Genomic DNA, 13,268 nt, shown 5'->3' on the forward strand with positions numbered 1-13,268 from the left:
CCATTTTATTGTAATTTATAATAACTATGAGGGGTGAATTTTAATGATACATCATTGTAAACTTGTAATGATTATATTTTTAGGTGCTTTCCTGTTATTTTTTACCGAGACCTGTGGTGCTGATGATTGTGATGATTACAAGTCAATAGATTACTATGCGGTTGGCAGTTATACCTGGATGCATAATATGCCGACAGGGTGTACTGCATATTCAGCGGAAATTGAACTTGTCATAAAAGTTTGGACCTTTAATGATTACGGAACCCTGGATCTTATCTGCAGCAATACAAACAGCTTTGATTACGGCAGCGTGACAACAGCTCCAAACAAACCCGGTTTTATCAGTCGTATTACAAGAAGCACTTGCCCTAACTCCAGTCGATTCTATACCCTTAAGTTCAGTCTGGATTCAACCCAGCGCAGTTGGCTCAATGACAACGGTATCCTCTATGTTGCGCTGATCGGCCAGCCATATGGAATGTACGGGTTCCCGGCACAATTTGACCTTACATCGTCCAGACTGATAGTCAATGGGGGGGGCACTCAGCCAAGCATATCACGGGATCCTGTTTCCCTGTCTAACACTTGTTTTGAAGGGTCCAACGCCCCGAATCAAAACTTTAATGTATGGAACTCCGGGGAGGGGACCCTCGGTTATTCCATTTCAGATAATGCCGCATGGCTCTCCTGTTCTCCAATCAACGGCACATCTACTGGAGAGCAGGACACCATTACTGTGACGTATACAACCTCTTCACTCTTACCAGGCAACTACGCAGCCATTATTACAATTAGTGACTCCACAGCGAGTAGCTCACCACAGGCAATTCCCGTGGCTCTGATGGTGACAGCAACATCTCCTGATATTTTAATTTCACCATCATCTTTTCAGATCTTTAATTTCAGCGGTCCCTTTGATTCTCCTGGGTTAAATCCTTTAGGCTTGGCATTTGACGGTACATATTTGTGGAATGCGGATCCCACAGATGATAAAATTTACAAATTAGATACCTTAGGGAATATAATTGATTCGTTTGATTCTCCCGGCACAGGTCCCTCAGGTTTAACATTTGATGGTACATATTTGTGGCATTCGGACTACTTACTTAATAAGATCTACAAAATAGATACTTCAGGTAATATAATTGACTCTTTCGATTCCCCAGGATCAAATCCTATAGGGCTGGCATTTGATGGGACGTATCTGTGGAATGCTGATAACGGCGAAGATAAGATCTATAAAATAGATATATCTGGAAATGTAATCCATTCGTTTAACTCTCCTGGACCAATCCCCAAGGGTTTGACATTTGACGGGATGTACCTGTGGAATACAGATTATACAGATGACAGGATCTATAAAATGGACACTTCAGGAAATATAATCGATTCCTTTGATTCCCCTGGGCCGAGTCCTTCAGGATTGACATTTGATGGTACATATCTGTGGTATGCCGATTCCTTAGATGACAAAATTTACAAATTAGATATCGCTGGACATCCAGTCGATTATCTTTACTCTCCCGGACCATATCCTTCGGGATTGGCATTTGACGGAACCAACCTATGGAATGCGGATTACTCAGATGACAAGATTTACAGATTAGATGCCGCAGGAAATATAATTTATTCCTTTGATTCCCCTGGACCGGGTCCTTCAGGATTGACATTTGACGGCACATATATTTGGAATTCTGACCCACAAAATCGCAAAATATACAAATTGGATACCTCAGGGAATATCATCGATTCCTTTAATTCTCCCGGACCAATCCCAAAGGGTCTGACATTCGACGGTACCTACCTGTGGCATGCTGATCACACAGAGGACATGATTTATAAATTGGATATTTCAGGGAATATAATCGATTCCTTTGATTCACCAGGACCAAGCCCCGTCGGTCTATCCTTTGACGGTACATATCTGTGGAATGTCGACGACACTGATGACAAGGTGTACAAATTAGATTTTTCGGGAAACATACTCGATTCCTTTGATTCGCCAGGACCATGGCCGGATGGTTTAACATTTGACGGCACAAATTTATGGTGTACGGATAAAACGGATGATATTATAAGTAAATTGTGCAATGAGCCTGGACCTGCAGAAGTCGGTTCGTCAAAAAGTCGCTCTTTTACTATTACCAATGCAGGAGACACTGATCTTGAGATTGGCACCCTCGGGATAACAGGCGCAGATGCTTTAGATTTTACCATTGATAACGATTTGTGTTCAGGACAGACAATTGGATTGCCAGGGAAATGCACGGTTGATGTTATTTTCTCTCCTGCATCAAGTGGTGAAAAAACCGCAAATCTTGAAATCCCATCCAATGATCCTGACACACCGATCCTTGTTGTCATATTAGATAGTAATGCTCTGGATTTTAAAACAGATTTTAACAGGGATGGAGATGTTGACGGTTCTGATCTGGCTGAATTTGCAGCCAACTTCGATGCAGGTGGAATAGCTGCATTTGCTGCGGAATTCGGAGGGTAGCAAAAGCGGATAGATATTGTAAATATTATCTGATAATTTGATAAAAAGTATGAGCAGGGTCTTCAAATGACCCTGCTAAATAATTTCCTTACTATTAAAATGCTATATATCGTGGTAGCCGGTTCCCTGAAATAATAAATTCAGATTATACTATATGAACCAAGAACGTTATCAAAAGCCATCCTTTCATATTCCAGTTAATAATATATAGATCACATTTTGGCAGATCCTTGGAAAATAATTTCCGGGGCCTGGACCAAAATCCGGTTACTCTCCAATTATAAGGTAATGGCATTATGATTGTTTTGATGATGGCTTTTCCCATATATTTAAATTTCCCCACCAGTGCCTAAAAAACAACCCATACCATATGCGGTATTCGGAGAAGTTTATAAAAAGTGAGACTTACAGGAATATTCCTGGGAAATTTTTGAATTCTGAAAAGCCAAGGCTGTATTCGGAAGTCTGCAGATGAAACTACCGGTGTAACCCTGGAAAACCTGGCTGCCACTTTTGGCCTGAATTGATATTCCTGTATGAGTAATTAACTCCCCCGGGGTGCTGTATCGAACAGCACTCTGGAATTTTCTGCTACACTTTTCCTGCCTGGCATTGTCTGAGGATAAGTTTATAAAAGGGTTAGTACATACCGGCACCGGGTCAATTTCTCAAATTAAGGACAATCTGTTCTGCCGTAATGGGACGAAAAATCATCCAAAACAACCCCTTTGGCATCATTGATAAAGGCCAGGATATCATGGCCGTCCATATCATTATCAAAGTCATAATCCTGAAGGCAGAACTCAATATCGTTATCCGAGACCCGGACATCATCGAAAAATGCCTTCATGTAGGCATATTCCCCTGAATCCAAGAAGGACTTTGTTTGAACAGCCCGGCGGTATTTGCCGTAGGGATGGTATCTGGGACCGGTGATAGGAAAGATGAGTGTGTCGTTATCACATTTAAAAATTAGTTGGTTATCTTCAAACCGGATGGACAATACATAATCGGTATCCAAGCGGATGGGGGTTGGGAAATCCTCATTTAAGAGTACCGTATCGCTCGAAAAGTCTTCATCATCTGCCCGGCTGATATAGGCCCGGGATTTCAAATTGCCCTGGCTGTCCACTTGAATATCTGCCTCGGCAAAGATATCACCTTCGAATCGGTTGTAATCGAGGCCGGAACCCGGTCCATGGGTGGCATTGTAATAATATCCCCACACCCTCGCAACACCCCAGGCCCCTGGCGACAAGACGGAGTCACTGCTGATCCGTGCTCTGGTTTCAATGAAACTGGTGTCTGGGCAGTTTGTATAAGTATTGGCCCCCCCAGTTGCATCCGTTCTTTGTATAGCAGCCTTTAATTCCCCTTGCACAGGCCTTCTGACCCATTCCTGCCATTTCCATTTTGAAAGATCCAGGGGAGAGGAAAAATCATCATAAACCAGGGGATCATTGTTGATATGGACATTATCGACTTGTGCATGGACAAACCCGTTGTTGAACCCATTCTCTGCATTGATGGCAACGGCCAACCGCTTCTCGTCATAGATAACATCACGTTTTTTTACCGGCCCTATAGAGGATTGTGTATGGCCATGGGCTTCAAAGGAAAATTGGCCCTTCTTTTCGGTTGTAAGATAAAAGGAAAGTTTCAGATCATAGGGCTCGTCGTACTCCAGGGTCCCCGGCCCGATAAGGGTCTCGTAATCTAAAACCTTTGTAGTCCAGGGATCATTCGCCACGACTTCCTTGACCACCCAGAAGGCCTCCAGACCTCCGTTGCCCCGGTCCCCAATCATGACACTGGCATAGATATCCCCTGCGGACCCGATTTCGCTGGCGTTATAAAAATAGCCTATAATCCGGACAAAACTAAGAGAATCCGGTGCGCTGTCACGCTGGGCCTCAATCATGGTGACTTGGGCCTCAATGGTATGGACGGAACCCGGATCGAAAATAGGAAGGCGATTGCGGAAGCGGCCCGGCCTGACTTCCGCCCCCATACCTATAGAGTTGCCCAGCTTGAACACCAGTTTATCGTCTGCAACTTCCCGGACATATTCCCTGGGCCACCATCGGTTCCCGTCAAGGTAGGTCCCTGAAAAATCGTCATAAAGGATGTCTGCCCCCTTACTCGAGCCAGGTAAAACAACGATCATGCAAATAAAGACTGCATAGAATAAAATCTTCATTGTATCCTCCTTAAATATTTATTCGATTAAAGGATAATCCAATTCCTTTAAAAATAAGTTTAGACCATTCAGTATGGATTCAGAAGTTAGATGGATCGAAGTGGATATTAAGTATAACTGCCAGACATACTTTGTATTAAATAAATAAAAAACTATTGTCAATACCCAAATCCAATGCCGATTTTTTTTCGACCAAGATTTAATTTGTTATATCAAATTAATGACTTGATTGGACTCATGGCTAATGATCTTATTCTAAACTTTCACTGGACCTTCCCTTGTTTAGAATACCAGAACTATTTGTTGTTTTTCAGAATGGTGGAATTTTCTATTTTTTTCAGTAATTATTCGAAGACTTCACTGGCAACGACTTGTAGAAGAGCGTTTTATCGATTGTTGCAAGCCCAAGCCTCAAATTCATCCTATTTGTATTCATAGAGCTCAGTCCAGACTAAATTTGAGCACACCTATATATTGTATGCCAAGTTTTTCAGAATCGAAATTTCGATTCCATTATATAAGCCAAGAAAATCATCTCCAAGCATTCTTTCAGATTACACTTACTAATATATCAAAAACATTTTTGCAGATTCTTGGAAAATAATTTCCGGGGCCTGGACCAAAATCCGGTTACTCCTCAATTAAAACGTAATGGGATCTTGATTCATATGGTCATGAGGTTTCCCATATAGATGAATTTCACATCAAAAAATGAAAAACTTGTCCATACCAGATATGGTCTTCTGGAAATATTTAAAAAAGCCCAGACTGGTGGATGAAGCGTTCGACAATTTGTTAAATTTGATTCCTGACAGCTAATACCTTTATGCTCAGTTCAGTTTTTCTACATTTCTGGTCTGTAAGGGGTTCAGGCAGAAGACATTTACAAAATGTAATTCTTAAAGGTGCTTTTTGCGCTCCGTTGCGTAAATTTTCTTAGCTTCCATATTCTTTTGAAACTCTTTTATATCCCGGCCACGGGCCATTTCAGTGGGTTCAGGCCCATTCTATTTCATGCAAGATCCGCCTGTGAGCGTCAGTGGCAATGGATTGAGGAGCAGCTCCGGTTGTGCAGAAATGCCATGTGCATTTATCCAATATTTTTTGCAAAGTTTCAATTTGCATTTTTATTGACAATATACAACTCCTATCTTATAAAAAGTAGCAGTTCAGAACTCGAATAATTGTCCCGATAGATAATTCTTTTCAACCTTTTTAAAGGTCAAGAAAAGTTCGTACGCTAAAACTACTGATTTTCAGATTCTACAATTCGAGTGAGAAATCATATATCAGATTTATGCAAAATGGAACTTTAAAAAGGAGGCCTATCAATGAGAAAGGGATTACTTCTGTCTATTTTAATTGTTTTTTTATGGACACCTAAGCTTTTAGCAGACACGTATGTATCGGGGACAATTGTTAATGAAACTTGGACTTTGACCGGATCTCCTTATTATGTAGAGGGAAACATAATAGCTTCAAATTTGACTGTAAAACCGGGTGTCCAAATTGAGTTTTTGGGTGACTATCGTTTTGAGGTTGCTGGATTGATCAATGCGGAGGGTAGCCAAGCCGAACGTATTGTGTTTACAAATGCGAAAAATAATACATCTGGGTGGCAGGGCTTAAAGTTTGATAATTCTGTTCTGGGTAGCATTCTTGAGTGGTGTGAATTTAAAGAAGCCCGTAGCAGTGCTCTTCATCTAATCAACAGTGTTCCTGAAATCCGGAACTGTAGTTTTATTGGAAACCGGGGGGATTATGGAGGAGCCATCCGAGCTACTATAAAAAATGGAGATTTGATCGTCGAGAAATCTCGATTTTTTAATAATGGTGCCGAAGTTGCAGGTGGGGCCATATGGGCTGATCTCGATAATGGTAAACTGATGGTAGACACATCCTCGTTTAGGGCCAATAAGGCGAACCCAGGCTATGACAGACGGAATGCATCGGGTGGGGCTGTCTTTTTGAAAGGAGACGGTTCATTTCTAAATTGTGATTTTTCAAAGAATGAAGCAAATTCCTATACGATTTATACATCTTCAGGCCGCTACACACGTGGTGGGGCTCTGTGGCTTCAGGATGGTCAAAGCACTGTAACTGCCTGTAGATTTCTGAAAAATAGGTGTAAAATGACCGCACATTCCCAGACCCCAGACTGGAGTTACCCTTATGGAGGTGCAGTTTTTCTTTATTCTGGGTCGATTTTATTTGAAAATAGTCTCTTCGCTGAGAGCTACCTCTCAGCGCAAAGAAGGACAGCGTATAAAGGCAGTGCAATCTACGTGAATGCAGGGAATTGTTCGTTAGTAAACTCTACAGTCACAGAAAATATAACTACATCTGCCATCTATAATCATGGAGGAACCCTACAGATACGTAATACTATAGTCTATTTTAATAACGCCAGCGGTACACAAATTTCGGGGGCAGCGTCTGTATCTTATTCTGATATTCAAGGAGGATGGTTTTCTGGTGACGGCAACATAGATGTTAACCCAATACTTGATCTTGAATATAAAGTAGTACTCGGGTCTCCTGCTATTGATGCAGGACATCCAGACATTGAATACGAGGACGCTATCCCCCACGGATTGGGATTATCCCGGAATGACATGGGTTTTTTAGGGGGACCAAAAGCTTATCTTTGGGAAGGTTTGAAAGAACTTGAAGGTGCTTGTTGCCGTGAAAATGGGAGTTGTATTCATGCCATTGAATTTGACTGCATAAGTGCAAGGGGATATTTTCAAGGTATCGGGACAGACTGTAGTTCTCTTGCATGTGAAAATATCAACCAACCACCCATTGCCAAAGTTGGCGTAGAGCCAAGTAGAAGAGTTTTTGATGAGATCACACTCAATGCATCTTCGTCCTACGATCCAGATGGGATAATTGTTGATTACAGTTGGCAACTTTTAAATGAAAGCAATTCTGACAAGAATAAAACTGCGGAAGGAGTTTCTCCAACGATTTCGAATCTGGCTCCGGGTTTTTACAACGTTATTCTGTCGGTCACAGATGATGGTGATGCAATTAGTGTAGACGAGATGTCGATTTCGGCAATTGGAATCAAAGGCGACCTCAATTTAGATGGAGATGTGGATGGCTTAGATCTCTCTGAATTTGCAGAAATTTTTGGGTTTGGGGGATTGTGATAAAGACGTATACGATTATTATTATTTAAAAAAGTTAACCTGTAGTACTCACAAATGGTATTTGAAACTTTGTCACAAACCCATTCACAAGATAGACGAATTTCAAACAGGGGTACTTCGCACATGCCAGAATTTTTTTTAAGTTTTACTTCGTCAGACAAAGCTTGGGCTGATTGGATCGCTTGGCACCTGTACCATAAAGGCTACTCTATGACATATCAACCCTGGACTTTTGTCCTTGGCACAAACTTCTACCAGGTCACTGTTCCAGTTTGGAAATATTTGCTCTAACAACTTTGGAAAAGGGAAATATAAAGATATTCGACCTGCAAAATTTATAATTTCTTTTGGCAATGTTGTCTGGTATCTAAAGACAGTCAGTCACGACTTCGTATTCATAGGCCTCAGTCCTGACAATATTTTGGAACCACTATATCTGTTGTTTTGTTCTTTTCCAGAATAAAACTACCCATTCAAATATATTTGCGTCAAGATAAGCCCGGAACATTGGGAAAGGAGGAAATAAACTCTTTAAAATTTGTTATTGTTACCCAGTGGGTGTGAATCCCACTTGATTAAAGCTTAGTCAGCAGATCAATAGGAAGGTCCGAGGGTAAGCCCGGTAACGGGAGTCCTGAGCCGGACTGGATCAAGAATACAGGCCCTGTATTGAGCTCCGAAAAGAATGTAGATGTGGTCAATGGATAAACTCTGATTTTTCAGACAAAAATGAAGAGGGAAAGCCGACGTCCTATATAAGACGGAAGGCAGCAGTCCTCTGAGCGCTATGACAAGCAAAGGGGGCACCACCGTGGTCCTAGACCAGGGCATATATCCAAAGGGGTAACTCGGGAACTTGAGAGAGCCCACAGTCTCCTTGGAAAAAAAAAGGCGGTCAGAGGAATTACCGGATCCCAAAATTCCCGGTGTTCAGAAAGTAAGTTCACGCTTTCTGGATAAGTCCTATTCACATCTTGATATGAGATGATGGAAACACAAACCAAGATGGACAACAAGGTAACGGGAGTGGATAGCGAACAGCGAACAATCCCGTGACGGACTCTGGGCAGTCTTAGCGGAACATAGTACCGATGATCAGCAATATTGGATCGGGAAGGTGGGGAAGTGGCGCCCAAGCGACCCACTGTAGGGAAGGTGATGCTTGGCATAACGTTTTTACGGAAGGAATTATGGGAGATACACAGAGATCACAAACTATATCAACACAAAACCGTAAAATTGTGGAACAGATGGCTCACAAAATCATTGGTGTGAAAACTGAGCAGAAATTTGATTGTAATCCACCGCTACTGGTGGGAGAAGTTTCTTTGAATAATATTGCCATGTTAGCGCAGAAGAATCCAGAAATGGTCTTTACCTCACTGGTACACCGAATCAACCTATCTTTACTGAAGGAAGGATTTAGGAAAATCAGAAAGGGTAAAGCATCTGGAGTGGATGGGATAACCGCAGAAAAGTATGCAAAGAACCTTGATCAAAATCTCTATCAGCTATATCAGAGACTGAGAAGAGGTCAATACACTGCAATACCTGTAAAGCGAATTTGGCTGGAGAAAGAGAATGGGAAACAAAGACCAATCGGTATTCCGGCCTTTGAGGACAAGGTAGTCCAAAAGGCTGTAGAGATGATACTGAGTAAAATCTTTGAAACAGACTTCTATGATTTTTCTCATGGCTTTCGTTCCGGACACAGTCAGCACATGGCAATAAAAGAACTGAGAGATAATTGCATCAGGAATAACACCCATTGGATGTTGAGTGCAGACATCACGGGACTATTCGACAATATCGACCACGAGCACTTACGAAAGTTCATCAAACAAAGAGTCAATGATGGGGGAATTATCCGTCTGATAGGAAAATGGCTCAATGCAGGAGTAATGGAAGAAGGGAAATATTATTCTACCGATTCCGGGACTCCACAAGGTGGGGTTATGACGCCATGAACACAAAAGGTAACTTCGAGTTTGATCGAACAATAAAACATTACAGGAAAAGAAAATAGTTGACAATTGACATATAGGGTTGTAATTATATGACACAATATGAAATCTACAAAATCAGAATTGACTCAGCGAATAAACGCAGCCCTGTCGCTAATAAGAAAATACAAATCTACCTCCGAAGCGACAAACATGATGGTGGAGCAATACAGTATATCAAAACGCCAGGCCTATCGTTATGTAGAGCAGGCAAACAAAATTGGGGAACAAGTCGCTGTTCCAGACCCCAAGATTGCATTTACTGTAAAACTATCTCAAAAATTAATTCAAAGATTACGGGAGCATGCAAAACATACCGAAAAAAAATTAAGCACAATAGTAACTCAATCTTTGGAGGACTTTCTCCAAAATGGACAGGAGCCAGGTCGGAAGAAACAAAAAAGGTCGAGATATTAAGCTTGAATATAGCCATGATAGGTTAATGGGCATGAAAGTTATTCAAGTCTATCAACTTTTAGTTCCTGATAAATTTTGGGGTCATAATTCAGAAGATTATACGTCAAAAATAAAAGGAGAAACTCCAAAATATGCAAGTTGCAGGGATATACGCAAGAGTCTCTTCGGATAGACAAAAAGAAGAACACACTATTGACAGCCAGGTTGCATCACTGGTTGAGTATGCTCAGCATGAAAAGTATGTGGTTCCAGACGATTGGATTTTCCAGGATGAAGGCTATAGTGGTTCAATATTGGAACGACCAGGGCTGGAACGTCTTCGGGATTTGGATTCTGAAGGCCAAATTGAAACTGTATTGATATATTCCCCAGATCGGTTAAGTCGAAAATATGCTTACCAGGTTTTGTTGACCGAAGAATTTTCACGATATGGAACAGATATCATTTTTATTAAATCTCCAAAAGCCACCACCCCGGAAGAGCAACTGCTATTACAATTCCAGGGTATGATCGCTGAATATGAACGGGCACAAATCATTGAGCGAACAAGGCGTGGCAAAAGGCATCGAGCTAAAATGGGATCAATCAATGTCCTTTCAGGCGCCCCCTATGGATATAGATATATCAAAAAGAGTGAGTATGCTTCGGCATATTACGAAATCGTCGAAAAAGAGGCAGAAATTGTCAAAAAAACATATAAGCTGTATGTTGAAGATGGCCTTAGTATCGCAGCCATAGCCAGATGGCTAAACGATCATGGCATTCCTACCCGAAAAAGGGTCTCCCAATGGGAACGTTCAACAGTTTGGGGAATATTGCGTAATCCTGCTTATAAAGGCACGGCATGCTTTGGTAAAACCAAAAAATCCGAAAGAAAGAAAATCACACGCCCTTTGAGGCAAAAAGGCGGTTTTTCATCTCGTTGTAGTGCCTCCCAACCACGCTCTAAAAGTGACTGGATCGAAATACCAGTGCCAGCAATTATAGAAGATCAGGTGTTTTTTAGAGCAGAAGAAAAATTAGAAGAAAATAAACGTTATGCCAGGAAGAGGACAATAGTACCGTCTTTGCTGCAGGGTATTTTAGTTTGCAATCAATGTGGATACGCATATTATAGGACTTCCACCACAACTTCTAAAAGGAAGATATACTATTACCGATGTTTAGGTTCCGATGATTATCGATATACCAATGGTCGAGTCTGTCAAACTAAGCCAATTCGTCAGGATTACCTTGATGAAATTATTTGGAAGCAGATTATTGATTTGCTCAAAAATCCTGGTTTAATTCGATCCGAAATCAAACGAAGGATTCAAACGATTCAAGACTCTAACCCCACCAAACAGAGGAAAGAAGTGTTGTCCAAAAAAATTAAAAAAACTGAACAAACTATTGAAAAACTTTTGGACGCATACCAGGAAGATCTTTTGCAACTTGATGAACTGCGTAGCCGAATGCCGGATTTAAGGAAAAGAGAAAAATCATTAAAATCAGAGTTTATAAGTGTTGATAGTTTATATACTGATCAGCAGGCTATCTTCAAACTAACTGAAAACACAGAAAATTTTTTATTAAAATTGCGCAAGGCATCTGATATGATAACCGTTACAGAAAGACAAAAGATACTTCGCCTTCTTGTGAAAGATATTCTTATTGATGATGACACGATCAGGGTTCGACATTCTATACCGTCTACCAGGGTTAACTCACCAGTCCCAATTGACCCCGGTGGAGGTACAGAAATACCAAGTTGCCTTTTACGTTCGAGGAGTCATATCCCCTTTGTTGAGCAACATTTTTCTTCATAATGTTCTGGATGACTGGTTTGTAAAGGAAGTTCAGCCAAGAATGAAAGGAAGGAGTTTTCTAATCAGATTCGCAGATGATTATGCAGCAGGCTTTGAGTTGGAATCGGATGCCAGAAGGGCTATGGAGGCAAAGAGAAAGCGTTTCAACCGTTTTGGGCTGGAATTACACCCAGAGAAAACTAAACTGATACCTTTTGGAAAGCCAACAGCCTTAGGCGGCAAACACAACAAACCCGGGAGTTTTGAATACCTGGGGTTCACTATCTACAAGGGGCTCTCTCGTCGAGGCTTTTGGGTGGTAAAGACGAAAACTGCCAGGAAGCGGCTGGCCCGTTTCAATAAAAAGGTGTGGAATTGGTGCAAGAAAAATCGGCACCAACTACTGAAAGAGCAGTATTTTACTCTCTGTAGCAAGTTGAGAGGTCATTACCAGTACTTCGGTTTGATAGGGAATTACGAAGCCATAGCAAAAGCATATTATCATACTGTAAGAGCTTGGAGATATTGGTTGTGCAGAAGGAGCCAGAAAGGGAAAGTAAAGTTTGAAGCTTTAGCGAAACAGTACCCTTTGTTAAGGCCAAAAGTAGCACATAAAATCTAATAGTCTGACGGGCAGCAAAGTTATGCACCAAACAGGGGTACTTGTTTGGCTTTCAGTTTGGTCAAAAGAACTGGAACTGAGGAACCGTATGCGGGAATTCCGCTCGTACGGGACTGGTGTGCCACGAGAGCAAGTAGGTTTTGTTCGCAACTGTAAGAAAGATGGAGGTAGGCCCTCCGGCGACGACTTCCAGAAGTAGTCGCCAAACCGCCGTGAGCTGCGTTGATAAAGAGTCAAGGTGGTGAGCGTCACGGAAAAGGCAGGACAAGATCCTGTCAGGTATGAGATATGGAGATGAGCGCAAGCGAACCGCTGAAGACGTGTCGAAAGCGTGTATGGTGATATCAAAAATGGGGTTGCAGATCTGTTCCATGAGGAGTCCAAGGGGAATCTGGTTACTGCTTGGGTGATATCCGGCATAAAGGCGGCATGAACTTATCTTAGGCTTTCTTATGGAACGTGGGAACCTGTCGTTCCGATGTTAAGGGAGAAATCCAAGTGGAAGCCCCACAAGGATGAGAGTACCAATGCGGAGCACAGGGGCGGAGCAACTCGTAGTAGTGATGAAGGCACTGTAATGGGGC

The 13,268-nt window shown here is 41.7% G+C and carries 8 protein-coding genes; 7 read left to right on the top strand and 1 reads right to left on the bottom strand.

Annotated elements, in window-relative coordinates:
- The first annotated feature begins 43 nt into the window (after positions 1-43).
- Positions 44-2,500, top strand: coding sequence for a choice-of-anchor D domain-containing protein (locus ACZ45G_RS11820; RefSeq protein ID WP_464178312.1), 2,457 nt, complete (start codon positions 44-46; stop codon positions 2,498-2,500).
- 673 nt (positions 2,501-3,173) lie between these two features.
- On the opposite strand, the gene ACZ45G_RS11825 is transcribed toward ACZ45G_RS11820, so the two are convergent.
- Positions 3,174-4,700, bottom strand: a complete 1,527-nt coding sequence (locus tag ACZ45G_RS11825) for a hypothetical protein (protein ID WP_464178315.1) — start codon at positions 4,698-4,700, stop codon at positions 3,174-3,176.
- Positions 4,701-6,031: 1,331 nt separating this feature from the next.
- Between ACZ45G_RS11825 and ACZ45G_RS11830 the strand changes: the two genes are divergently transcribed.
- The 6 genes from ACZ45G_RS11830 to ACZ45G_RS11855 all read left to right on the top strand — a co-directional run bounded on the left by ACZ45G_RS11830 (position 6,032) and on the right by ACZ45G_RS11855 (position 12,684).
- A complete protein-coding gene (locus ACZ45G_RS11830; protein ID WP_464178318.1) occupies positions 6,032-7,855 on the top strand; it encodes a PKD domain-containing protein in 1,824 nt (607 codons plus the stop codon).
- A 123-nt stretch (positions 7,856-7,978) separates the two neighbouring features.
- Positions 7,979-8,146 carry a toll/interleukin-1 receptor domain-containing protein gene (locus ACZ45G_RS11835; protein WP_464178320.1) on the top strand — a complete coding sequence of 56 codons (168 nt, stop codon included), beginning with the start codon at positions 7,979-7,981 and terminating at the stop codon, positions 8,144-8,146.
- A gap of 899 nt (positions 8,147-9,045) precedes the next feature.
- Positions 9,046-9,822 carry a reverse transcriptase domain-containing protein gene (locus ACZ45G_RS11840; protein WP_464178322.1) on the top strand — a complete coding sequence of 259 codons (777 nt, stop codon included), beginning with the start codon at positions 9,046-9,048 and terminating at the stop codon, positions 9,820-9,822.
- A gap of 99 nt (positions 9,823-9,921) precedes the next feature.
- Positions 9,922-10,275 (top strand): hypothetical protein, encoded by a 354-nt coding sequence (locus tag ACZ45G_RS11845; RefSeq protein WP_464178325.1) that lies wholly within the window; start codon positions 9,922-9,924, stop codon positions 10,273-10,275.
- A gap of 131 nt (positions 10,276-10,406) precedes the next feature.
- Entirely contained in the window at positions 10,407-12,083 is a 1,677-nt protein-coding gene (locus ACZ45G_RS11850) for a recombinase family protein (protein ID WP_464178327.1), read from the top strand.
- A complete protein-coding gene (locus ACZ45G_RS11855; RefSeq protein ID WP_464178329.1) occupies positions 12,061-12,684 on the top strand; it encodes a reverse transcriptase domain-containing protein in 624 nt (207 codons plus the stop codon). Before ACZ45G_RS11850 ends, ACZ45G_RS11855 begins: the two co-directional genes overlap by 23 nt.
- Positions 12,685-13,268 lie beyond the last annotated feature (584 nt).

The organism is Desulfoconvexum algidum (genome assembly GCF_055382125.1).

Bases quoted from the DNA above. Each gene is read 5' to 3' on its own strand.
- ACZ45G_RS11820 (WP_464178312.1), top strand. From the start codon at position 44: ATGATACATCATTGTAAACTTGTAATGATTATATTTTTAGGTGCTTTC.
- ACZ45G_RS11850 (WP_464178327.1), top strand. From the start codon at position 10,407: ATGCAAGTTGCAGGGATATACGCAAGAGTCTCTTCGGATAGACAAAAA.
- ACZ45G_RS11840 (WP_464178322.1), top strand. From the start codon at position 9,046: ATGGGAGATACACAGAGATCACAAACTATATCAACACAAAACCGTAAA.
- ACZ45G_RS11835 (WP_464178320.1), top strand. From the start codon at position 7,979: ATGCCAGAATTTTTTTTAAGTTTTACTTCGTCAGACAAAGCTTGGGCT.
- ACZ45G_RS11825 (WP_464178315.1), bottom strand. From the start codon at position 4,700: ATGAAGATTTTATTCTATGCAGTCTTTATTTGCATGATCGTTGTTTTA.
- ACZ45G_RS11830 (WP_464178318.1), top strand. From the start codon at position 6,032: ATGAGAAAGGGATTACTTCTGTCTATTTTAATTGTTTTTTTATGGACA.
- ACZ45G_RS11845 (WP_464178325.1), top strand. From the start codon at position 9,922: ATGAAATCTACAAAATCAGAATTGACTCAGCGAATAAACGCAGCCCTG.